This window comes from Kitasatospora sp. NPDC059648 (assembly GCF_042734825.1).
Classification (GTDB): Bacteria; Actinomycetota; Actinomycetes; order Streptomycetales; family Streptomycetaceae; genus Kitasatospora.
This window is the reverse complement of sequence record NZ_JBHWDU010000003.1, coordinates 163,482-184,917: the sequence shown is the minus strand read 5'-3', so window position 1 is coordinate 184,917 and position 21,436 is coordinate 163,482. Positions and strand designations below refer to the sequence as shown.

Annotated in this window: 19 protein-coding genes; 9 read left to right on the top strand and 10 right to left on the bottom strand. The window is 72.8% G+C overall.

Annotated features, from left to right (window positions below; all coding sequences use genetic code 11):
* The first annotated feature begins 238 nt into the window (after positions 1–238).
* Positions 239–1,459 carry a sensor histidine kinase gene (locus ACFV1W_RS03635; RefSeq protein WP_380412722.1) on the top strand — a complete coding sequence of 407 codons (1,221 nt, stop codon included), beginning with the start codon at positions 239–241 and terminating at the stop codon, positions 1,457–1,459.
* A gap of 101 nt (positions 1,460–1,560) precedes the next feature.
* Here ACFV1W_RS03635 and ACFV1W_RS03630 read toward each other — a convergent pair whose 3' ends face one another.
* Positions 1,561–2,631, bottom strand: coding sequence for a S1C family serine protease (locus tag ACFV1W_RS03630; RefSeq protein WP_380412827.1), 1,071 nt, complete (start codon positions 2,629–2,631; stop codon positions 1,561–1,563).
* A gap of 249 nt (positions 2,632–2,880) precedes the next feature.
* On the opposite strand from ACFV1W_RS03630, the gene galE reads away from it, so the two are divergent.
* Entirely contained in the window at positions 2,881–3,867 is a 987-nt protein-coding gene (galE, locus tag ACFV1W_RS03625; protein WP_380412720.1) for a UDP-glucose 4-epimerase GalE, read from the top strand.
* Positions 3,868–3,901: 34 nt separating this feature from the next.
* Here the strand turns inward: galE and ACFV1W_RS03620 are convergent, their stop codons facing one another.
* Complete coding sequence (locus ACFV1W_RS03620; RefSeq protein ID WP_380412718.1) at positions 3,902–6,322, bottom strand: PQQ-binding-like beta-propeller repeat protein; 2,421 nt, start codon at positions 6,320–6,322, stop codon at positions 3,902–3,904.
* Positions 6,323–6,738: 416 nt separating this feature from the next.
* Between ACFV1W_RS03620 and ACFV1W_RS03615 the strand changes: the two genes are divergently transcribed.
* Positions 6,739–7,386, top strand: a complete 648-nt coding sequence (locus ACFV1W_RS03615; protein ID WP_030284205.1) for a TetR family transcriptional regulator — start codon at positions 6,739–6,741, stop codon at positions 7,384–7,386.
* A gap of 327 nt (positions 7,387–7,713) precedes the next feature.
* Here ACFV1W_RS03615 and ACFV1W_RS03610 read toward each other — a convergent pair whose 3' ends face one another.
* From ACFV1W_RS03610 to ACFV1W_RS03585, 6 genes are all read right to left on the bottom strand, one after another.
* Positions 7,714–8,658 (bottom strand): beta-ketoacyl-ACP synthase III, encoded by a 945-nt coding sequence (locus ACFV1W_RS03610; protein WP_380412716.1) that lies wholly within the window; start codon positions 8,656–8,658, stop codon positions 7,714–7,716.
* A gap of 122 nt (positions 8,659–8,780) precedes the next feature.
* A complete protein-coding gene (locus tag ACFV1W_RS03605; protein ID WP_380412714.1) occupies positions 8,781–10,082 on the bottom strand; it encodes a L,D-transpeptidase family protein in 1,302 nt (433 codons plus the stop codon).
* Between the two features lie 115 nt (positions 10,083–10,197).
* Entirely contained in the window at positions 10,198–11,361 is a 1,164-nt protein-coding gene (gene mqnE, locus ACFV1W_RS03600) for an aminofutalosine synthase MqnE (protein ID WP_380412712.1), read from the bottom strand.
* An 80-nt stretch (positions 11,362–11,441) separates the two neighbouring features.
* A complete protein-coding gene (locus ACFV1W_RS03595; protein ID WP_380412710.1) occupies positions 11,442–12,410 on the bottom strand; it encodes a threonine/serine dehydratase in 969 nt (322 codons plus the stop codon).
* Positions 12,411–12,413: 3 nt separating this feature from the next.
* Complete coding sequence (locus ACFV1W_RS03590; protein ID WP_030055719.1) at positions 12,414–12,872, bottom strand: Lrp/AsnC family transcriptional regulator; 459 nt, start codon at positions 12,870–12,872, stop codon at positions 12,414–12,416.
* Between the two features lie 119 nt (positions 12,873–12,991).
* On the bottom strand, positions 12,992–13,666 hold the full coding sequence (locus ACFV1W_RS03585) for a UbiX family flavin prenyltransferase (RefSeq protein ID WP_380412708.1): 675 nt from the start codon (positions 13,664–13,666) through the stop codon (positions 12,992–12,994).
* 91 nt (positions 13,667–13,757) lie between these two features.
* Between ACFV1W_RS03585 and ACFV1W_RS03580 the strand changes: the two genes are divergently transcribed.
* The 3 genes from ACFV1W_RS03580 to ACFV1W_RS03570 all read left to right on the top strand — a co-directional run bounded on the left by ACFV1W_RS03580 (position 13,758) and on the right by ACFV1W_RS03570 (position 17,610).
* Entirely contained in the window at positions 13,758–14,507 is a 750-nt protein-coding gene (locus tag ACFV1W_RS03580) for a cyclase family protein (RefSeq protein WP_380412706.1), read from the top strand.
* A gap of 85 nt (positions 14,508–14,592) precedes the next feature.
* Positions 14,593–15,309: an MOSC domain-containing protein gene (locus ACFV1W_RS03575; RefSeq protein WP_380412704.1), complete on the top strand. Its 717-nt coding sequence runs from the start codon at positions 14,593–14,595 to the stop codon at positions 15,307–15,309.
* A 258-nt stretch (positions 15,310–15,567) separates the two neighbouring features.
* Entirely contained in the window at positions 15,568–17,610 is a 2,043-nt protein-coding gene (locus ACFV1W_RS03570) for an LPXTG cell wall anchor domain-containing protein (protein ID WP_380412702.1), read from the top strand.
* A gap of 90 nt (positions 17,611–17,700) precedes the next feature.
* Here ACFV1W_RS03570 and ACFV1W_RS03565 read toward each other — a convergent pair whose 3' ends face one another.
* The gene (locus ACFV1W_RS03565) at positions 17,701–17,844 is read right to left on the bottom strand and encodes a VOC family protein (protein ID WP_380412700.1); all 144 of its coding nucleotides are present in this window, start codon (positions 17,842–17,844) and stop codon (positions 17,701–17,703) included.
* A complete protein-coding gene (locus ACFV1W_RS03560; RefSeq protein WP_380412698.1) occupies positions 17,841–18,647 on the bottom strand; it encodes a TetR/AcrR family transcriptional regulator in 807 nt (268 codons plus the stop codon). The genes ACFV1W_RS03565 and ACFV1W_RS03560 overlap by 4 nt, the downstream gene beginning before the upstream one ends.
* A gap of 97 nt (positions 18,648–18,744) precedes the next feature.
* On the opposite strand from ACFV1W_RS03560, the gene ACFV1W_RS03555 reads away from it, so the two are divergent.
* The 3 genes from ACFV1W_RS03555 to gcvH all read left to right on the top strand — a co-directional run bounded on the left by ACFV1W_RS03555 (position 18,745) and on the right by gcvH (position 21,292).
* Positions 18,745–19,971 carry an FAD-dependent oxidoreductase gene (locus ACFV1W_RS03555; protein ID WP_380412696.1) on the top strand — a complete coding sequence of 409 codons (1,227 nt, stop codon included), beginning with the start codon at positions 18,745–18,747 and terminating at the stop codon, positions 19,969–19,971.
* 65 nt (positions 19,972–20,036) lie between these two features.
* Positions 20,037–20,792, top strand: a complete 756-nt coding sequence (locus tag ACFV1W_RS03550) for an alpha/beta fold hydrolase (protein ID WP_380412694.1) — start codon at positions 20,037–20,039, stop codon at positions 20,790–20,792.
* A gap of 113 nt (positions 20,793–20,905) precedes the next feature.
* On the top strand, positions 20,906–21,292 hold the full coding sequence (gcvH, locus tag ACFV1W_RS03545) for a glycine cleavage system protein GcvH (protein WP_380412692.1): 387 nt from the start codon (positions 20,906–20,908) through the stop codon (positions 21,290–21,292).
* Positions 21,293–21,436 lie beyond the last annotated feature (144 nt).

The window sequence follows — 21,436 nt, the reverse complement described above, 5'->3', positions numbered from 1 at the left end:
CGACTTTTACCCACACGGTCTTAACCGTGGCCAATGCGTGAGTCTAAGGGGACGGCTCCACTCCCCCCGAAACCTGCCCGCTCCGCAAGACGTCCCGTGGACACCCGGATGAACGCGCGGGGACCGGCCGGGGGTGGGGATAACCCCCGGTCGGGAAGATGTATCACCCCCATGGCACATCCCGCCCCCGATTCGGGAAGCTTGGTCCGCCAGCTCGAACGAGGGGACGGATGATCCGATGAAGTCGCTGAACCGCGCCGTGGACGCCATCAGGGAGCAGGACGCTCGGATGGAACGCCCGCCGCTGTACGGCGCGCGGATGTGGCGCCAGGTCGGACACCTGATGCTCAACCTCCCGCTGGGCATCGCCGGCTTCGTGCTCTCGGTCACCGCGCTCGCGGTCGGCCTGGGCCTGTCGGTCACCGTGATCGGCCTGCCGGTGCTGGCCGCCGGGCTGGCCGGCTCCCGCGCGCTGGGCGCGCTGGGCCGCAACCGGGCCCGCTCGGTGTACGGCTCCCGGATCGACGAGCCGGAGCCGGTGAAGCCGCGCCGCCCGGGCATGGTCGCGTACACCATCGCCCACCTCACCGACCTGCTGAACTGGCGCTCGGCGCTCTACAACGTGCTGATGCTGCCCTGGGGCATCCTGAGCTTCACCCTGGCCCTGACCTCGGTCATCACGCTGTGGCCGGTGCTGCCCGTGGTGGTGCGTGCGATGGCGGCGGTCGACCGGATCCTGATCGAGTCGCTGCTCTTCCCGGGCGCGCTGGCCGAACGGGTGCGCGAGCTGGAGGACGACCGCGGCACGGTGGTCGACACCGCCGCCGCCGACCTGCGGCGGATCGAACGCGACCTGCACGACGGCGCCCAGGCCCGCCTGGTCGCGCTGGCGATGGACCTCGGCATGGCCAAGGAGCGGCTGCGCGAGGTGGAGACCCAGGAGGACATGGCGGCCGCCGCCCGGATGGTCGACAACGCGCACGGCGAGGTGAAGCTGGCCCTGCAGGAGCTGCGCGACCTGGCCCGCGGCATCCACCCCGCGGTGCTCACCGACCGCGGCCTGGACGCGGCACTGTCCGCGGTCGCGGCACGCTGCACCGTCCCGGGCGGGGTGAAGGTGAACGTCGACCTGGCCGGACCGGGCGGCGAACCCGAGCGCCCGGATTCGGCGGTCGAGGGCATCGCCTACTTCACCGTCAGCGAGCTGCTGACCAACGTCTCCAAGCACGCGGGCGCCCAGAGCGCCTCGGTCGACGTCTGGCGCTCCGACGACCAGCTGATGGTGCTGGTCCACGACGACGGCAAGGGCGGGGCCGCCCCCTACCCGGGCAGCGGCCTGGGCGGGCTGGCCGACCGGATCCGGGCGGTGGACGGCGTCTTCCTGGTGAACAGCCCGGAGGGCGGCCCGACCACCGTCACCGTCGAGCTGCCCTGGCGCACCCGCACCGCCCGCCGCTAGGGCCTGTCCGGCGCCGGTCCGGTGCGCCGGACGGCCCGCGGAACCCTTGCACGATGGACGGGGCCGCCCGGCGTACCGGGGTCTCCGGAGGGAGAGCCGGGTCAGGAGCCGCTGCCCAGCGTGCCGAGCGTGACGTCGGCGGTCTTGCTGTTGCCGTCCCGGATGTAGGTGACGGTCACCTTGGTGCCCGGGGTGAGCGAGGCGAGCGCGGTGGTGAGCGCGTTCAGCGAGTCGACCGGGGTGTCGCCGATCTGAGTGATGACGTCGCCGGGCTGGAGCCCCGCCGAGGCGGCCGGGCCGCCCTGGACGACCGCCACGATGACCGCGCCGGCCGGCTGGAACTGCTGGTTGAAGCTGGTCCGGGCGGTGATGCCGAGCGCCGCCCGGCCGGAGTTGGTGACCTTGCCCTGCTTGATCAGCTGATCGGCGATGCTGGTGATGGTCGACGCCGGGATGGCGAAGCCGATGCCCGGCGCGGCCGCGCCGTTGGACTGCGGCTCGGTCGCGGCGAGGGTGTTGATGCCGATCACCTGGCTGTCCAGGTTGACCAGCGCTCCGCCGCTGTTGCCCGGGTTGATCGCGGCCGAGGTCTGCACCATGTTGCCGATGGTGGCGCCCGGCGACGCGCTGCCGCTGGGCTCGGAGACGGTCCGCCCGGTGGCCGAGACGATGCCCTGGGTGACGCTGCTGGAGAGCCCGAGCGGGCTGCCCATGGCGAGGGTGATCTGACCGAGCTGGACCTTGCCGGAGTCGCCGAAGGTGGCCGGTTTGAGGCCGCTCGGCGGACTGCTGAGCCTGATCACGGCGAGGTCGGCGTCGGGGTAGCTGCCGACCAGGCTGGCGTCCAGCGCCTTGGTGCTGTTGGCCAGGGTGACGGTGAAGGTGGTCGCGGAGCCCACCACGTGGGCGTTGGTGACGATGTCGCCCTTGTCGTCGTAGACGATCCCGGAGCCGAGGCTCTCGCCGGTGGTGATCTGGACCACCGAGGGCAGCACGTCGCGGATCACCTTCTGGTACGCGTCCTGCAGCTGGTTGTCACCGCCCGGCTGGGCGCCGGGGGCGGAGGAGGGCTGCTTGGTGGTGCCGGACGGGGAGCCGGCCGCGGGAGAGGCGGCCGAGGAGGAGAGAGGGGCGGCGGAGCTGCTGCACCCGGCCAGCGCCAGCACCGTCATGACCGCGACCACGACCGGCGCGGACGGCCGGCCCCGCGCCGGTCCGGGGCCGGTCGGCCGGGGACCGGCGGGCAGCGGGCGGTCGTGTTCCTTCGTGCGGCTCACCTGGCTGCCTCCGGTTCGTCACCACGCCGAGGGCGCGGGCATGAGAGCAAGGGAATCTTTGTCAGCATTTCACCGATTTGTCCGGATCACCGTCCCGACTCGCCCGCACCGGGTGGCCCGAATTCGAACGCCTAGGATTGCCCCATGACTTGGTTGATCACCGGCGGTGCCGGTTACATCGGTGGGCACGTCGTCCGCCAGTTGCTCGACGCCGGTGAGCGCGTCGCCGTCCTGGACGACCTGAGCACCGGCGACGTCTCCCGGGTGCCGGCCGGCGTCCCGCTGATCGAGGGCTCGACCCTGGACCGCGCCGTCCTGGACGCCGCGATCCGCGAGCACGGCATCGAGGGCATCCTGCACTTCGCCGCGAAGAAGCAGGTCGGCGAGTCGGTCGAGCAGCCGTTCCTGTACTACCGCGAGAACATGATCGGCCTGCAGACGGTGCTGGAGGCCGCGGCCGGGGGCGGCGTCAAGCGCTTCCTGTTCTCCTCCTCCGCCGCCGTCTACGGCATGCCGGACGTCGACCTGGTCACCGAGTCCACCCCCTGCGCGCCGATGAGCCCGTACGGGGAGACCAAGCTGGCCGGCGAGTGGCTGGTCGCCGCGGCCAGCAAGGCGTACGGGATGTCCACCGTGGCCCTGCGCTACTTCAACGTGGCCGGCGCCGCCTCGCCCGAGCTCTCCGACGCCGGGGTGTTCAACCTGATCCCGATGGTCTTCGAGCGGCTGACCGCCGGCGAGGCGCCGCGGATCTTCGGCGACGACTACGCGACCCCGGACGGCACCTGCGTCCGCGACTTCATCCACGTCTCCGACATCGCCTCGGCCCACGTCGCCGCCGCCAAGCGGCTGGCCGCCGACCCGGCCGGCGAGACCGCGCTGGTGCTCAACATCGGCCGCGGCGAGGGCGTCAGCGTCAAGGAGATGATCGAGGTCATCGGCAAGGTCACCGGCTACGACACCACCGCCGCGGTGACCCCGCGCCGCCCCGGCGACCCGGCCCGGGTGGTGGCCTCCGCCGACCTGATCCACCGCGAGCTGGGCTGGAGCGCGAGCCACGACGTGGCCGACATGGTCTCCTCCGCCTGGGAGGGCTGGTGCAGCCGCCACCCCGGGGCCCGCAAGGCCTGACGTCCCACCACCGGCACGGCGGTGTCCGCCCCGCTCAGCGGGCGGGCACCGCCGTGCCGTAGTAGGCGTCCAGCGCGTAGACGCAGCGGTCCTTGGAGCCGACGAAGACCCGGCCGCCGACCGCCACCGGGGAGCCGGTGAGCTCGCCCTTGGTGCCGAGCTCCCAGCGCAGCTGACCGGTCGCCAGGTCCAGGGTGTGCAGGGAGTGGTCCCGGCTGCCCAGGTGCACCAGGCCGTCGGCCACCGCCGGGGAGCCGACGATCTCGCCGCGCGCGGTGTAGCGCCAGCGCTCCCGGCCGGTCGCCGCCTCGAAGGCGTACAGCACCTCGCCGCTGCCCACCAGCACCATGCCGTCCCCGACCACCACCGGCTCGGCGCCCTGGCGGCTGCCGGTGACCCCGCGCCAGCGGTCCAGGCCGGTGGCCGCGTCCAGCGCGTAGACGGTGCCCAGGTAGTCGGCCACGTAGACCGCGTCGCCGTCCAGCGCCGGCGGGGTGAACAGCACCACCGGCGCGTCGAAGCGCCAGCGCTCGGCGCCGCTGGCCGCGTCCAGCGCGTACACCCGGGTGCCCGACGTCACGTACAGCACGCCGCCGCGCTCGACCGGGTGCGAGGGCACGTCCTCGCCGACCTGGAAGGACCAGCGCAGGCCCGCGCCGCGCGGGTCCACGCAGCGCAGCCGCCCGGCGCCGTAGTAGTAGGCGGAGCCGCCCACCAGGACCGGGCCGGACTGCGGGTTCTCGTAGTCCTGCTGGGCGTCGTCGGCGCGCCACAGCTCCGCGCCGGTGGCGGCCGCGCGCAGCTGGACGCCGCCGCCGCGCACGCCGCAGCAGAGCACGCCGTCGGCGGCGGACAGCGAGTAGACCCAGCCGTCCAGCGAGGTGCGCCAGCGCTCGGTGCCGTCCGCGACGTCCACGGTGTACAGGTGCGGCCCGTCGGCGGCGTGCACCCGGCCGGCGTCCACCGCGAGCGCCCAGGCGACGTCCCGGGTCTTGTAGCGGCGCTCTCCGGAGCCGATGTCCAGCGCGTGCACCTCGAAGCTGGAGACGAAGAGCGTGCCGTCCGCGACCACCGGGGTGCCCCAGACGTCGTTGGACATCCGGAACCGCCACGGGCGCCAGCGGGCTGCCGGAGCCGGAGAGGGCTGCGGGGCCGGGGCCAGCGGGGGCGCCGGCGGCGGGGTCGGCGCCGCCCGGCGGACCCAGTCGGTCGCGGCCGGGGCGGTGCTCGGACCGGGCTGCTCGTGCTCGGCCCGCGGCCCCGGGCCTATCCGCACCGAGGCACCGGACAGCTGCACCTCGACGGCCACGCCGCCGGTGGGCGCCCGGTGCTTGTTCTTGGAGGGGATCTTCGCGGTCGGGATCTCGCCGTCCCCGACCCCGGGGCGCGGCCCGGCGTGCACCGGCCCGGCCGGCGGCGCGTGTCCGGCGCCCGGATAGGTGCGCGGGTCGTCCGCGCCGACGGGCTGCGGCGGCGCGGGCGGCTGCTGCGGCGGGGCCTGGAGCGGCGGCTGCTGCGGCGGCTCGGCCGGTCCGAGGTACGGGCGGGGCGCCGGTGCGCTCGGGCGGCGGCCGCGCTTGCGCTCGATCAGCTCCAGCGCGTGGGCGGGCAGCCAGTCGCCGGCCTCACCGGAGGCGTCGTCCCGGGAGAACAGGTGCGGGGCCAGTTCCGCCTGGATCTGCGCCGGGGTGGGCCGGCGCTCGGGAGCCTGCTGCATGCAGGCGCGGACCAGGTCCATCAGCTCGGGCGCCATGCCGGTCAGGTCCGGCTCCTCGCGCAGCAGCTGGAACACCGTCTCGACCGGGTTGGAGCCCCGGTACGGCGGGTGCCCGGTGGCGCAGAAGACCATCAGCGAGCCGAGCGAGAAGACGTCGCTGGCGCCCCGGACGGTCCGGCTGTCCCGGGCCTGCTCCGGGGACATGTAGGCGGGGGTGCCGACGGCGACGTTGGTCATGGTCAGCCGGGTGCTGGAGACCCCGGAGGCGATGCCGAAGTCGATCACCTTGGGGCCGTCCTCGACCACCAGGACGTTGGAGGGCTTGAGGTCGCGGTGGATCAGCCCGGCCGCGTGGATGGACTGCAGCGCCTCGGCGATGCCGGCGACCAGCCAGCGGGTGGCCTCCACCGGCAGCGGGCCGCACTCCTCGACCAGGTCCTCCAGCGAGGGCGCCGGGATGTACGCGGTGGCCAGCCAGGGCACCCGGGCGTCCGCGTCGGCGTCCACCACGGCCGCGGTGTAGAAGCCGCCGACCGTCTTGGCCGCCGCGATCTCGCGCGCGAAGCGGACGCGGAACAGCTCGTCCTCGGCCAGCTCCCCCCGGACGGTCTTGATGGCCACCCGGCGCCCGGAGGCGGAGCGCGCCAGGTAGACCAGCCCCATCCCACCCGCGCCGAGCCGCCCCAGCACCTCGAAGGGCCCGATCCGCCTCGGATCGTGCGCCGTCAGCTGGTCCACTCCGCAGCCACCTCCCCGTTGTCCGCACCCGCCGCGTGGTGCCGGACCCGATTCTCCAATGCCGCCCGGCGCATCTCCAACCTCCCCCACCGGGAGACGGGCGCCGGACGCTCCGCTGGTCAGCGATGACGGAACGGCCGGATTCTGACGCCCGTTCCGGCCGCGGCTTGCACCCCGGGGCCCGGACCGTCGGCTCGTCAAACCGTCCAGCCGGTCACGCTCTGTCACCCAACCAACCCTCAGCGGACTCGCCGTCACGCTATGGGGTCAAAAGCACACGGGGGGGCTTCAACAGCGGCTTCGAGGCCCGGTGAATATCCGTCCGAAGTGCTTCGGAGCCCTATAGCAGCCCCCCGTGCGGAGTAATAGTCGCATCACCGAATCGCGCCAAGATCTTGCCACGGTAAGCTGACGGCATGACAGGACAAGTTCGCACCGTCGACGGTCGCGTCGCCGGGCGACGCGGACAGGAGACGCGGCAGAAGCTGCTCGACTGCCTCCGCGAGATGCTCAGCACGTCGCCGTATCGGGACGTCAAGGTCATCGACGTCGCCCGTATGGCGGGTACCTCCCCCGCGACCTTCTACCAGTACTTCCCGGATGTCGAGGGCGCAGTCCTCGAAATCGCCGAGGAAATGGCCAAGGACTCCGACACCCTCAAAGAGCTGGTGGCCGGAAAGTCCTGGGCAGGGAAGTCCGGACCGACCACTTCGGAAGAACTGGTCGACGGATTCCTCGCCTTCTGGCGCAAGAACGACGCCATTCTCCGAGTGGTCACGCTCGGTGCCGCGGAAGGGGACAAGCGGTTCTTCAAGATCCGCATGACCGTCCTCAACTCGGTCGCCAAGCCGCTCGCCGAGGCCGTCAAGGAACTCCAGGCGAAGGGTCAGGCCGACAAGTCGCTCGACCCGAACGCCGTCTCCGGAGCCCTGGTCTCGCTGCTCGCCTCGGCGGCCGAGCATCAGAAGGCCTTCACCTCCTGGGGCGTCAAGGTCAAGGACCTCAAGCCCAACCTCGCTCCCCTGGTGTACCTGGGCGTCACCGGGAAGAAGGCGCCCAAGTAAAACCTCCGTTCGATCCACCATCCGCTCCGCGCGCAGCCCCGGCCTCCTGTCCGGGGACCGACGGACGGCGGCCGTGTCCTCGGGGGAGGTCCGCCGACGTACCGCACGCGCGCCAGACATGCCGGTGGGCGGGCACCCTGTGTGAGGGTGCCCGCCCACCGGCATGTGCGGCCCCAGCCAGCGGGATCCCCGCCCCGAGCCGAAGGGGCTCGCCCGTGCCGAAAGGGAGAAGCGAGGGAGCGACGGAGGAGCGAGGGAGCGCCGACCGTCGGCACCGGGTCCGGAGCGCCCCGGAAACGAGCGGGCGAACCAGGGGTAGCGGGCGGATCAGGGGCAGCGGACGACCTGGCCGGCGTAGGCGAGGCCTCCGCCGAAGCCGAAGAGCAGGACCGGGTCGCCCGGGGAGAGCTCGCCGCGCTCGACAAGCTTGGAGAAGGCGAGCGGGATGGAGGCGGCCGAGGTGTTGCCGGAGTCGACCACGTCCCGGGCCACCACCGCGTCGGCGAGGCCCAGCTTGGCGGCGATCGCGTCGATGATCCGCAGGTTGGCCTGGTGCGGGACGAATCCCTTCAGCTCGGACGGGTCGAGCCCGGCCCGCTCGCAGGCCTCGCGGGCCAGCGGGGCGAGCTGGGTGGTGGCCCAGCGGAACACCGACTGGCCCTGCTGGCTGATCACCGGATCCCAGCCGGTGATCACGACGGCGTCGCCCCGTTCCGGCTCGGAGCCCCAGACCACCGGTCCGATGCCCGGCTCGGCGCCCTCCTCCTGGGCCTCGACCACCGCGGCACCCGCGCCGTCGCCGAAGATCACGCAGGTGGAGCGGTCGGTCCAGTCGAGCGTGTCGGACATCCGCTCGGCGCCGATCACCAGGGCACGCCGAGCCGCTCCGGCCCGGATCGCGTGGTCGGCGGTGGCCAGAGCGTAGGAGAAGCCGGAGCAGACCGTGTTGATGTCGTACGCGGCGGGCGAGCGGACGCCCAGCCGGGCGGCCACCGCGGCGGCGGTGTTGGGGCTGCGCTCGATCGCGGTGCAGGTGGCGACGACGACCAGGTCGATCTCCGCCGCCGTCCGGCCGCTCCTGGCCAGGGCCTTCTGGGCGGCCTCGGTGGCGAGGTCGACGAGGGTCTCGCCCTCGGCGATGTGCCGGGTGCGGATGCCCACGCGGGTGCGGATCCACTCGTCGTCGGTGTCGACGAGTGCCGCCAGGTCGTCGTTGGAGAGGACCTTGGGGGGCTGGTAGTGGCCGAGTGCCACAATGCGCGAACCGCTCATGCTGCCATGGAACCGGGTTACCCGCTGGTCAGCCGGGCATGACCGGCTACAGGATCCGCACCGCCGATCTGTAGAAGCTCCACAAGGGCCTTGGGGCGCCTGGGTCCGGGCGTCCGCCGAGGTCAGGCGGCCAGCGAGGCGGCGTCGCCCATCACGATCACCGGGTGGGCGGCCGGGTCCAGCGTGCGGATCAACTGGGCCATCTTGTCCTCGGGTATCGAGACGCAGCCGTGGGTCGGGCCGTCGTGGTCGACGTGCAGCCAGATGCCGCCGCCCTTCTTGGCGCCCATCGGGCGGCGCATGTCGAGCGGGGAGCTGCCGGCGACCCGGTTGTAGTTGATCGCGACCACGTAGTCGAAGGAGCCGGCCAGCTGGTCGCCGAAGAAGCCAGTCCCGGAGACCACGAAGCTCGGGTCCTTGTCGTACGGGAGCTTGCTGCCGGGGTTGTCGTTGCGGCCGCCGGCGTCGGTGAGGTCGAAGACTCCGATCGGGCTGCGCAGGTCGCCCTCGTTGTGGTCGGTGGTCCAGCCGTTCTTGCCGTTGTGGCCCTGCCACGTCTCCCCGGCCAGCCAGCGGCCCTCGGGGGTGCGGGTCCACAGCGTGACGCTGTTCCTGTCGGTGTCCTTGCCCTGGCCGCTGGCGACCACGACCTGGGTGGTCGCGGCGGGGATCTTCGCGGTGAAGGCGGCACCGAGGCCGGGTATCGCGGCCAGCGAGCCGTCCGGGCGGGTCTCGCTCCGGCCGGCGGCCGGGGCCGCGGACTGCCGGTCGGTGGCGGCCTGGACGGCGGCGGGGGCGGGCGGTGAGGGGTGGTCGGGCTTGCTCACGCCCTCCGGCCCGGGGCCGTCGGCCGCGGCGGCGACGGACCTGGCGCCGTCCTGGCCGACGGTGTACCAACCGGCGGCGGCCGCGACCAGCAGCGCGGTGCCGGCCATCACCGCCTTGCCGTGACGTTTCTGTTTGGCCTTGCGCCGTCGGCCCCGGGCTGCGGCCCGACCGCCCTGGGCGGGGCTCACGGCGGGGGTGACGGAGGCGAGCGGCACCACGGGCGCGAGCTCCTCGTGGGCCCGCTCCTCGTAAGCCCGCTCCTCGTAAGCCCGCTCCTCGTAGCCGTGCACCTCGTGGGCCGGCTGCTGCTCGTGGGCCGGCTCCGGGTACGGCTCGTAGACCGGCTCCTGGTACTCCGGGTCCGCCTGGTACACCGGCTGGGTATCGGCCGGGTACGCCTGGAACGGCTGGTCGTACGCCCCGAAGTACCCGTCGTACCCGTCGGAGGGCTGCTGCCGGTACTCGCCCCGGTAGCCCTGCTGGTAGGGCTCGTAGGGGCTGTACGGCGCGTCGTGCGACTGCTGCGGCACCCCGTGCACCGGCTCCTGCATCGGCTCGTACGGCGGGTACTCGGTGGCGCGATGAGAACCGGACATGCCGTCGATCCTGCCAAACGCCGTACCCGTTGGTAAACCCGGGTCGCGTGCGGGGCCCGTGAAGACGCCGCCGCCCGGGCCGCGGGTGCGGGCCGGGCGGCGGGGAGTGCGCAGGTCAGAGGCGCATCGCCTGCGGGGTCTCGCGACGCGTCAGGTCCGGGCCGTCGTACTCGCGGATGACCTCGTAGCGGGTGTTGCGCTCCACCGGGCGGAAGCCGGCGTCCCGGATCAGGCCGAGCAGGTCCTCGCGGCCGAGCTTGTTCGGCGTGCCGAAGTTGTCCGCGTCATGGGTGATCTTGTACTCGACCACCGAGCCGTCCATGTCGTCCGCGCCGTGGCTGAGCGCCAGCTGGGCGGTGGTGACGCCGTGCATCACCCAGAAGACCTTGACGTGCGGGACGTTGTCGAAGAGCAGCCGGGAGACCGCGAAGGTCTTCAGCGCCTCGGCGCCGGTGGCCATCTCGGTACGGGCCATCAGCTTGTTGCGCACGACGCCGTCCTTGGAGTCGTGGAAGTCGTGCTGGTAGCGCAGCGGGATGAAGACCTGGAAGCCGCCGGTCTCGTCCTGCAGTTCGCGCAGCCGCAGCACGTGGTCGACCCGGTGGCGGGGCTCCTCGATGTGGCCGTACAGCATGGTGCAGGGCGTCTTGAGGCCCTTGCTGTGGGCGAGGCGGTGGATCCGGGACCAGTCCTCCCAGTGGGTGTCGTGGTCGACGATGTGCTGACGGACCTCCCAGTCGAAGATCTCCGCGCCGCCGCCGGTCAGCGACTCCAGGCCGGCGTCGATCAGCTCGTCCAGGATCTCGTCCGCGGACAGGCCGCTGATCTTCTCGAACCAGTGGATCTCGGTGGCGGTGAAGGCCTTCAGCGAGACGTTCGGCAGAGCCGCCTTCAGCTCGCGCAGCGACCGCGGGTAGTAGCGCCACGGCAGGGTCGGGTGCAGGCCGTTGACGATGTGCAGCTCGGTGAGGGACTCGCTCTCCATCGCCTTGGCGAGGCGGACCGCCTCCTCGATGCGCATCGTGTAGGCGTCCTTCTCGCCCGGCTTGCGCTGGAACGAGCAGTACGCGCAGGACGCGCTGCACACGTTGGTCATGTTGAGGTGGCGGTTGACGTTGAAGTGGACGACGTCGCCGTTCTTCCGCGTCCGCACGTGGTGGGCCAGCCCGCCCAGCCAGGCCAGGTCGTCGCTCTCGTAGAGCGCGATCCCGTCCTCGCGGGTCAGTCGCTCACCCGCGTAGACCTTCGCCTCCAGCTCTCGCTTGAGCCCTGCGTCCATGCGGTGACCCGCCTCCTCCGACATTCGATTCCTTGCCGGAGACGAGGTTACGCCTATGGCGCGGGCAGCTCTGCGAGGGCTTACACCTGTGCCGAGAGCAGTTCGGCCAGCAGCGCGGGTTCGATGTTCCCGCCGCTGACCACGGCGGCCACCGTCTGACCCCCCGTCTCGGCGGCCCGGTGGAAGTACGCGGCCGGGGCGACCGCGCCGGAGGGCTCGGCGACCAGCCGGCCGCGGCGGGCCAGCAGGGCGACGGTGGCGCGGATCTCGTCCTCGGTGACGGTGACGATGTCGTCCACGTAGGTGGTGATGTGCTCGTACGGCAGCACGCCGACCGAGGGGGTGCGCAGCCCGTCCGCGATCGTCCGGTAGGTGTCCGCGACCGGCCACTCCACCCGGCGGCCGGAGCGCAGGCTCGCGCGGGCGTCGGCGGCCAGCTCCGGCTCCACGCCGATCACCCGGACGCCCGGGCGGGTGAGCTTGAGCGCGGCCGCCGTCCCGCCGATCAGTCCGCCGCCGCTGACCGGCACCAGGACGGTGTCCAGCTCGGCCGGGGCGTCCTCGGCGATCTCCAGGCCGACGGTGCCCTGCCCCGCGATGATGAACGGGTCGTCGTACGGCGGCACCCAGACGTAGCCGTGCCGGTCGGCCAGCTCGCCGGGCAGGGTGTCACGCTCCGCGGGCGGCACCAGGACCACCTCGGCGCCGTACGAGCGGGTGGCCTCCACCTTCACCGCGGGCGAGGTGTCCGGCATCACGATGACGGCCTTGACGCCGAGCAGCTGCGCCGCGTACGCGACCGCCTGCGCGTGGTTGCCGCTGGACTGGGCGACCACACCGCGGGAGCGCTCGTCGGCGGTCAGCGCGGCCAGCCGGTTGTAGGCACCGCGGGTCTTGAAGGCCCCGGTCGGCTGGAGGTTCTCGGGCTTGAGCCAGAGCCGCCGCTCGCCCTCGGACGCCCAGGGGGCGGGGACCAGCGGGGTGCGTACGGCCACCCCCGCGATCCGCTGCCGGGCAGCGCGCAGCTCCTCCAGACCGACCAGTGCCATGCGTCACTCTCCTACAGGAGGAAGCTCACTCACCCGGTTCTCCCACTTCGTGGAGAGTACGACGGTGGTGCGCGTTCTGGCCACGCCCTTCGTGCCCGAGATCCGCTTCACCACCGACTCCAGGCCGGCCACGTCGGCCACCCGGACCTTGAGCATGTAGGAGTCGTCACCCGCGATGAACCAGCAGTCCTCGACCTCGTTGAGGTCCTTCAGCCGGAACGCGACGTCCTCGTGGTCGGCCGCGTCGGTGAGCTGAAGGCCGATCAGGGCCGTGACGCCGAAGCCGAGCGAGGCCGGGTTGACCGTCGCGCGGTAGCCGGTGATCACACCGGCCTGCTCCAGGCGGTTGATGCGGTCCGTGACGCTCGGGCCGGAGAGTCCGACCAGTCGGCCCAGCTCGGCGTAGGACGCGCGGCCGTTCTCCCGGAGCGCCTGGATGAGCTGCCTGTCCACCGTGTCCATATACCGTCCGCGTCCTTCCGAACCTCACCAGACCCACAGATCATTATCCGGATTCAAAGGCGCCGTGCGCTGACCGACCCGGATATCGCAGAGAACATACTCTCCCGCCCTCGGTCTCCTTACTCCCCCTCAGCCCGATCGCCCTCCCCGCCCTCCGGCTTGCGGGCGGCCGCGCCCAACTCGCCCTCCCAGCGCAGGTACAGGGAATGCGGCACGCCGACGGCGTCCAGCACCCGGCCGGCCACGAAATCCACGAGTTCGCGCACGGTGGAGCCGCCGGCGTAGAAACCGGGCGAGGCCGGCAGCACGACCGCGCCCTGCGCGTCCAGTTCCACCAAGTGCTTCAACGTCACCCCGTTGAGTGGTGTCTCGCGCACGCACACGACCAGCGGACGGCGCTCCTTGAGGGTGACGCTGGCCACCCGCTGCAGCAGGTCCTTGCTCAGGCCGAGCGCGATCCCGGCCACCGCGCCGGTGGTCGCGGGGACCACCAGCATGCCCTTGGCGGGGTACGAGCCGCTGGACGGGCCGGCCGCGAAGTCCCCGGCCGGCCAGTAGCGGACGTCGTCCAGGCCGTCCTCCGTCCCCAGCCAGCGCGCGAGGTCGGCGCGCCAGTGGGCGTCCCGGAAGGAGATGCCGGTCTCGTCCAGGATGGTGAGCCGGGCCGCCCGGCTGACGATCAGGTCCACCGCCTCACCGGCGACGAGCAGCGCCCGGATCACCGAGGCCGCGTACGGCGTCCCCGACGCTCCCGAGACCCCGACCACCCACGGCTGACGCTTCGCAGTTCCCATGGGGCAATTCTGTCCCGCCCCCACCTGCGGCTTCGGGCCGGGGACGGCCGAGCGGGCCCGCGGCGGCGCGCCCCCTGGGAGGATGGGCCCCATGGCAGCGACCCTCGTCGACCTCACCCATCAGGTGACCACCGCGATGCCGGTCTATCCCGGCGATCCGGCCGTCCTGCTGGAGCCCGCGCTCACCACCGCCACCGCCGGGGTGAACGTACTGGCCCTGCACCTCGGCTCGCAGTCCGGGACGCACGTGGACGCGCCGTACCACGTCGACGTCACCTGGCCGACCCTGGACGGGCTGCCGCTGGAGCGGTTCACGGGCCCGGCCGTGGTGGCCGACCTGCGCGGGCTGGAGCCCCGTACGGCCGTCACCCCCGCACTGCTGGCGCCCGCGCTGGAGCGCTGCCGGGACGGCTCCGTCCTGCTGCTGGCCACCGGCTGGGCCCGGCACTGGGGCACCGACGCCTACCTGGCCCATCCCAGCCTGACCCCGGTCGCCGCCGAGGCGATCGTGGCCGCCGGGGTGCGGACGGTCGGCGTGGACGCGCTGAGCGTGGACCCCACCCCCGACCCGGGGCCGGACGACCGGGCGGTGGCCGCGCTGCTCGCCGACCTCACCGACGAGCACGACGGGCCCGACTCGGCGGTGGAGGAACCGACGCTGGCGGCCCACCGGGTGCTGCTGGGGGCGGAGGGCGGCGGGGTGATCGCCGAGAACCTGACCGACCTGCGGGCGCTGCTGGAGGCGCAGGAGGCCGGCCGGCCGGTGGAGGTCTCGCTGTTCCCGTTGCGGCTGGTGGCGGCGGACGGGGCGCCGGTGCGGGCGGTGGCGCGGTTGGGCTGAGGGCCGGGCCGGTCCCGCGGGGAGCCTCTCCGGCAAGGGACTTGGTCTAGACCATCCCCCGGTGGCGCCACTAGGCTGTCCGGCCATGGCTGAGATCATCGGAGTGGTCGAGCGACTCTGGCGCTACCCCGTGAAGTCCACCGGCGGTGAACGGCTCGACGCCGTGGACGTGGACCTGCGCGGCCTGGCCGGCGACCGCCTCTACGCCGTCCGCGACGCCTCCGGCAAGCTCGGCTCGGGCAAGTCCACCCGCCGCTTCCGCCGGATGGACGGCCTGCTCCGGCTCTCCGCCCGCCTCGGCCACCGGATCGACGGCCCCGAACTGTTCGACCCGCTCGGGCGCCCCGTCGACCACCCGACCGCCTTCCTGCGCGCCTACCTGCAGCGCGAGGACGTCGAACTCGCCCGCGAGGACGCCGTCCCGCACGTCGACCGACTGCCGGTCAGCCTGCTCACCACCGCCACCCTGGACTGGTTCCGCGAGGCCGTCCCGTTCGCCGTGGTGGACGAACGCCGCTTCCGCCCCAACATCGTGCTGCGCACCCCGCCGGGCACCCCGCCCTTCGTCGAGGACGCCTGGCTGGGCCGCCGGGCCCACGGCGAGGCCCCGGACAGCGCCCGGCTGGCCTTCGTCACCTCCAGCGAGCGCTGCGCGATGAGCGGCGCCCCGCAACCCGGGCTGCCGCACGCCCCCGAGATCCTCAAGGCGATCGTGCACGCCCACGGGGGCCGGCTCGACGCCCTCGCCGAGGTGGCCGCCCCGGGGCGGCTGCGGCTGGGCGACCGACTGGTGCTGGACTGATCCGCCGGGGCGGAGCGCGGGACGAATTCGCAGGTCAGAGGGGTTTCTAAGATTCTCCGAAAAAACTTCGAACCCACCTGCAACCCCCCTGCCCCTCGCACGTCTATGTGAGTGAGCGGCGGGGAAGCCCGCCGGAGCGGCCCGCAGGCGACACCGGGGGCACCACCCCGGACCTCGGGTCCGACCATGACCGTACTGATCGACCGGCGGCAGGACGCTGCCGGTGCAACACCCTGGGGGGTATTCAGAATGTCCGCCGTGCGCGCACGTCGTTCCCGCTCCACCGTTCTCACCGCCGCCACCCTGGGTGTCCTGCTGGCGACCGGCGCCGTCGTGGCCTCCCCGGCCGCCTACGCCGCCGACGCCCCGGCCGCCTCCGCCACCGCCTCCGCGGAGCCGACCGCGAAGGCCACGGCCGACAAGCTGTCGCTGCAGGTCGACGCGCCCGCGACGGTCGGCCGCGGCGGAGAGCCGGTCGAGTTCAGCGAGACCGTCACCAACTCCGGCACCACCGACGCCTCGTTCAAGCTGCGGGTCAAGGCCACGACCGACGCCAGCCCCCTCGCGTACCAGGTCATCAAGGTCGAGTACCGTGACGCGGACGGCACCTGGAAGCCCGTCACCGACACGGTGCCCGGCCTCACCGTCGCCGCCGGTGCCACCCGGACCGTCCAGCTGCGCCTCACCACCGGGCTCCACTCCTACTGGACCGACCAGGTGTCCACCGTCAAGCTCGGCTCCGCCGTCCTCGACGCGACCGGCGGCACCGTCCTCGCCGAGAACACCAAGGAGGTCTCGGCCAGGTACGTGACCCTGGAGGTCGGGAACGCTCCGACCACCGCCGTCATCGGCGGCGCGCCGGTCGAGTTCGACGTCACCATCAAGAACCCCAGCGCCTCCCGCTTCACCGACGTCTCCAAGGTCCTGCAGGCCGACAAGTCCAGCACGCTCCAGATGCGGAAGGCCGACGGCAGCTGGCAGACCCTCACCGGGACCTCCCTCCCCCACGCCGACGGAGACCTCCTCTACCAGCTCGCGGACGACCAGAACCTGGCGCCGGGCGAGACTTTCACCCGGCACCTGCGCCTCGGCTTCACCGGCGACGCCAAGGTCGGCACGACGTACGTCCACCCGCGGGCGCTGCTCGACCAGGGCAGCAACTACTCGCCCGTCTCGGTCGGCCCCCAGTACATCGCGATCAACCTCACCGGTTCGGCCCTGGGCCTGTCGGTGCAGGAGCCGGCGTCGATCGGCAACGGCGGCAAGCCGGTCGAGTTCACCGAGACCGTCACCAACGCGGGCAGTTCCGACGCGCCGTTCAACCTCAAGCTCGACGCGAGCAACCCGAACGCCCGCAGCGACGGCCGCATCACGCTGGAGTCCCGCGACGCCGACGGCAACTGGAAGCCGGTCGGGCTCACCTTCAAGCAGCAGCCCGACGGGTTCCACTTCATCGGCTCGCTCAACGGCGTGACCGTCCCCGCCCACGGCACCAAGACGGTCCAGCTGCGCCTCGCCGCCCCGCTCAACAACGACTGGGCCGGCCAGAGCGGCACCGTCAAGCTCGCCTCGGCCGTCCTCGACAACACGGGTGAGCACGTCCTCGCCGAGAGCACCAAGGACGTCGCGCTCAAGGCCCTCGACGTGCGGACCAAGGGCGCGCCCACCACCGCCGTCCCCGGCGGGGCCCCGGCCGAGTTCGACATCAGCTTCACCAACTCCAGCGCCTCGGCCTACGACAACGTGTCGCCCGTCGTCCAGACCGACCGGCGCAGCACCCTCCAGGTGCAGAAGGCCGACGGCAGCTGGGAGAACATCACCGGCGTTCCGACCCCTCGGCCGGGCGCCGACCAGGTCGTCTACCACCTCACCGCGGACAAGGACCTGCCCGCCGACACCACCGTCACCAAGCACGTCCGCCTCGGCTTCACCGACGGCGCCCCGCTCGGCCGGACCTACGTGAACACCGTGGCCGTCCTCGGCGAGGACAGCGGCTACTCCGCCTCCATCGGCCCCCAGGCCTTCCCGGTCGACGTCAACACCACCCCGGCCGCCGGCACCGACAAGGGCGCCGCCGACGGCGGCACCAGCGCCGTCAAGGCCGGCCTCACCACCACCTCCGGTGACGGCTCCGACGCCGCCGGCACCACCACCGGCACCACCACCGACGCCCAGGTGGCGGACGGCTCGCTCGCCCACACCGGCTCGGACGGCATGCTGGCGGCCGCGGCGGCCGCGGCCGGCCTGCTCGCCAGCGGCATCGGCGCGATCTTCTTCGCGCGTCGCCGCCGCACCGCCTGATCCCCGCTCCGAAGAGCACCGAGCCCCGGCTCCCGGCACTGTCCGGGGCCGGGGCTCGGCGTTTCCGGTCCATGACGAGGGCGCGGCGCTTCAGCTCCTGACGAGGCAGAAGGGATGCCCGGCCGGGTCGGCGCAGACCCGCCAGCCGCCGGCGTCGTGGAGCCGTACGGCACCGAGGGCGAGCGCCGCCGGGTCCGGGCAGTCGAGCACCAGGCACTGCAGTTCGCCGATCACGCTTCTCCTCCGGGTGCTTCCAGGGCCGGGCCGGGCAGGGCGACCGCCCGCAGGTAGGCCTCGGTGAAGAGGTCGATGGACTCGTCCAGCGAGGGCAGGCCGGCCCCGAGGGCGGTTTCGAGCACCGGGCGCATCAGGACGCGGCTGAGCAGCGGGCCCAGGAGCAGCTGCACCAGCACCGGGAGCGGCAGCGGCCGGATCCGGCCGGCCTCGACCTGTGGCAGCAGCAGCCGGCCGAGGCCGTCGATGATCCGCGGCATGTGGACCGCCATCATCCGGGCGGCGGGCCCGTCGGGGCGGCTGAGCAGGTCGGCGAAGACCGCCGGAATGATCCGCGGCTCGTCGGAGAGGCTCGCGAGGAAGGTGCGGTGGAGCGCCCGGACGGTGTCCTCCAGGCGCTCGGGCGGGTCGGCCGCGAGCGCCTCCAGGTCGGGCAGCGGGCCGTACTGCAGGAAGACCGCGGCGAGCAGGCCGTCCCGGCCCTCGAAGACGGCGTGCAGGCTGGGCAGCGAGCACTCGGCGCGGTCCGCGACCGCGTCGAGCGTGATCGCACCGAGGCCGCGTTCCGCCACCAGGCGGGCCGCCGCCTCGATCGCGCGCTCGCGCACCGGCCGCCGCCCGCCCGGGTCCACCCCCGCCCGCCGGACCGCTTCGTCCAGCGCGGCCCGGGAGCCGCCGAGCCGGCGCAGCAGCGTGCTGCGCGAAATGCCGGCCGCCGTCGCGATCGCCGTCAGCGGTACGTCCGCGACGTCCTGTCCCCGCTCCTTCGCCGCCCCGAGGGCGGCCGCCACCAGATCCTCCATGTGGAACATCCTACTACTTGACACCTGAGACGGTTCCACAGATGCTCTATATACGAGTTCCAAACGGAACCGGCAAGGGGACCGAGGGGAGAAAGCCATGAGCGTCGTCGTCTCCGGGGGCGGACCGGCCGGGATGATGCTGGGCCTGATGCTGGCCCGCGCGGGCGTCGAGGTGACCGTGCTGGAGAAGCACGCCGACTTCCTGCGCGACTTCCGCGGCGACACCGTCCACGCCTCCACCGTGCGGCTGATGGACGAACTCGGTCTCGGCCGGAAGTTCGCCGCACTGCCGCAGAGCCGGCTCGGCAACCTGGTGCTGCCGCTGCCCGGTGTCGGCACCGTCGCGCTGAGCGCCTTCGACGAGCTGCCCGCGCCGTACAACTACATCGCGATGATGCCGCAGTGGGACCTGCTCAACTTCCTGGCCGAGGAGGCGAAGCAGGAGCCCACCTTCACCGTGCGGATGAACACCGAGGCGACCGGACTGCTGCGGGAGGGCGGACGGGTGGTCGGCGTGCGCTACCGCACCCGGGACGGCGAGGAGGGCGAGATCCGCGCGGACCTCACCGTCGCCGCCGACGGCCGGCACTCCACCCTGCGCCGGGAGGCCGGCCTCATCCCCGAGGAGTACCCGGTGCCCTTCGACGTCTGGTGGTTCCGCCTCCCGCGGCACGCCCACGAACAGGCCGCGCCGCCCAACCTCGCCCCCGGCTTCGGGGACCGCGAGATGGCGCTCAGCCTCACCCGCGCCGACTTCTTCCAGATCGCGTACTTCAACTCCAAGGGCTCCGACGCCCGGCTGCGCGCCGAGGGCATCGAACGCTTCCGCGCCCGGATCGCCCGGGTCCTGCCGCAGTACGCCGACCGCGTCGACCAGCTGGCGAGCCTGGACGACGTCCACCTGCTCGACGTCAGGCTCAACCGGCTGGACCGCTGGTACGCCGACGGACTGCTGCTGATCGGCGACGCCGCCCACGCGATGTCCCCGGCCGGCGGCGTCGGCATCAACCTCGCCGTCCAGGACGCCGTCGCCGCCGCCACCCTGCTCGCCGAACCACTCCGGCGCGGCCGCCCGACCGTCGCCGCCCTGGCCCGGGTGCAGCGGCGCCGCTGGTGGCCCACCGTGGTCATGCAGCGGCTCCAGCGGATCCTGCACGGCGTCATGTTCACCCCGGTCCTCTCCGGCCGCCGCTCCGGCCCGCCCGCCGGCTTCGCCGTGCTCTCCCGCCGGGTGCCCGCCGTCCGGCTCGCCCTCTCCCGCCTGATCGCCCTCGGGCCGCGCCCCGAACACGCCCCGGCCTTCGCCCGGCGGCCCACCGCCTGACCCGGCGAACGGCGCTTCCCGGACCGGCCGTTCGGACGGGCGGTTTCCGGGGAACGACCACCGGCATGACGATCCCTCACCGAGTGACCGGCACCGGCGACCACCACGTCCTCGTCCTGCACGACTGGTTCGGCACCAGCGCGGGCTGGGGCCCCTTCCTCGACTACCTCGACGGCAGGGCCTTCAGCTACGCCTTCCTCGACTACCGCGGCTACGGCGAGCGCAAGGACGTCACCGGCGCGTACACCCTCGCCGAGATCGCCGCCGACGCGCTCGCCCTCGCCGACCAGCTCGGCTGGGACCGCTTCTCGCTGGTCGGCCACTCGATGGGCGGCAAGGCGGCCCAGCAGGTCCTCGCCGAGGCTCCGCTGCGGGTGCGCAAGCTGGTCGGCCTGGCGCCGGTCCCGGCCGGGGCCTACCCCCTGGACGAGGCCGGGGCCGCGCTGTTCTACGGCGCCGCCGAGGACCGGGAGAAGCGGTACGCGATCCTCGACCTGGTCACCGGCCAGCGGGCCGGCCGGGTCTGGCTGGACCGGATGGTCGACCAGTCGCTGCGGCTGTCGAACGCCGAGGCCTTCGGCGGGTACGTCCGGGACTGGGCGACGGCCGACCTGGAGCGCCGGATCAGCGGGAACCCCGTACCGGTCAAGGTGATCGTCGGCGAGCACGACCTCGCCCTGACCGCCGACGTCATGCGGGGCACCTGGCTGGAGCACTACCCCAACGCGGAGTTGGAGGAGCTCGGCGGCAGCGGGCACTACCCGATGTACGAGGCGCCGGTCGCCCTGGCCTCGTCGCTGGAGTCCTTCCTCCACAACTGACGCGCGGGCTTCACTCGTTCGGGTGAGTTCACGGTCGGGAGCCGGGATGTGTAGCAGGCTCCTCCCGTAACCGACCGATCACCCGACCGACCACCCGACCGAAAGAGGAAGCCATGTCCGCCGTCCCCGCCGACCTCAAGTACACCAGGGACCACGAGTGGGTCCGGGTGGAGGGCAAGACCGCCCGCGTGGGCATCACCGACTACGCGCAGAAGCAGCTCGGCGACATCGTCTTCGTCGAACTCCCCAAGGAGAAGGACAAGTTCGAACTCGGTCGGCCGTTCGGCTCGGTGGAGTCGGTCAAGTCGGTGAGCGAGCTCTACGCCCCGCTGTCCGGAACGGTCGCCAAGGTGAACGAGGACCTGAACGAGGCCCCGGAGGACGTCAACAGCGACCCGTACGGCGACGGCTGGATGATCGAGCTGACGCTCAGCGGCACCGACGAGCTGAGGGGGCTGCTCACCGCGGCCGAGTACGAGGCCTACCTCAAGGAGGAGTAGCCGCCTGCCCCGGAGGCGCGGGGGGCCGCGCGGGGGGGGGGGGGGCGCGGGGGGGGGGGGGCGGGCCCCCGGGCGCGCCCGGGGGCCACGGGGGGCCACAGAAGTATAAAACAAAAGAAACGAGCCCCCCACGAGGAGTGGTGT

Excerpts from the sequence above, each read along its gene's own strand:
- ACFV1W_RS03555 (WP_380412696.1), top strand. The coding sequence starts at position 18,745 with ATGAGCGTCGTCGTCTCCGGGGGCGGACCGGCCGGGATGATGCTGGGC.
- ACFV1W_RS03550 (WP_380412694.1), top strand. The coding sequence starts at position 20,037 with ATGACGATCCCTCACCGAGTGACCGGCACCGGCGACCACCACGTCCTC.
- mqnE (WP_380412712.1), bottom strand. The coding sequence starts at position 11,361 with ATGGACGCAGGGCTCAAGCGAGAGCTGGAGGCGAAGGTCTACGCGGGT.
- gcvH (WP_380412692.1), top strand. The coding sequence starts at position 20,906 with ATGTCCGCCGTCCCCGCCGACCTCAAGTACACCAGGGACCACGAGTGG.
- ACFV1W_RS03615 (WP_030284205.1), top strand. The coding sequence starts at position 6,739 with ATGACAGGACAAGTTCGCACCGTCGACGGTCGCGTCGCCGGGCGACGC.
- ACFV1W_RS03590 (WP_030055719.1), bottom strand. The coding sequence starts at position 12,872 with ATGGACACGGTGGACAGGCAGCTCATCCAGGCGCTCCGGGAGAACGGC.
- ACFV1W_RS03630 (WP_380412827.1), bottom strand. The coding sequence starts at position 2,631 with ATGACGGTGCTGGCGCTGGCCGGGTGCAGCAGCTCCGCCGCCCCTCTC.
- ACFV1W_RS03605 (WP_380412714.1), bottom strand. The coding sequence starts at position 10,082 with ATGTCCGGTTCTCATCGCGCCACCGAGTACCCGCCGTACGAGCCGATG.
- galE (WP_380412720.1), top strand. The coding sequence starts at position 2,881 with ATGACTTGGTTGATCACCGGCGGTGCCGGTTACATCGGTGGGCACGTC.
- ACFV1W_RS03595 (WP_380412710.1), bottom strand. The coding sequence starts at position 12,410 with ATGGCACTGGTCGGTCTGGAGGAGCTGCGCGCTGCCCGGCAGCGGATC.
- ACFV1W_RS03610 (WP_380412716.1), bottom strand. The coding sequence starts at position 8,658 with ATGAGCGGTTCGCGCATTGTGGCACTCGGCCACTACCAGCCCCCCAAG.
- ACFV1W_RS03575 (WP_380412704.1), top strand. The coding sequence starts at position 14,593 with ATGGCTGAGATCATCGGAGTGGTCGAGCGACTCTGGCGCTACCCCGTG.
- ACFV1W_RS03585 (WP_380412708.1), bottom strand. The coding sequence starts at position 13,666 with ATGGGAACTGCGAAGCGTCAGCCGTGGGTGGTCGGGGTCTCGGGAGCG.
- ACFV1W_RS03635 (WP_380412722.1), top strand. The coding sequence starts at position 239 with ATGAAGTCGCTGAACCGCGCCGTGGACGCCATCAGGGAGCAGGACGCT.
- ACFV1W_RS03560 (WP_380412698.1), bottom strand. The coding sequence starts at position 18,647 with ATGGAGGATCTGGTGGCGGCCGCCCTCGGGGCGGCGAAGGAGCGGGGA.
- ACFV1W_RS03580 (WP_380412706.1), top strand. The coding sequence starts at position 13,758 with ATGGCAGCGACCCTCGTCGACCTCACCCATCAGGTGACCACCGCGATG.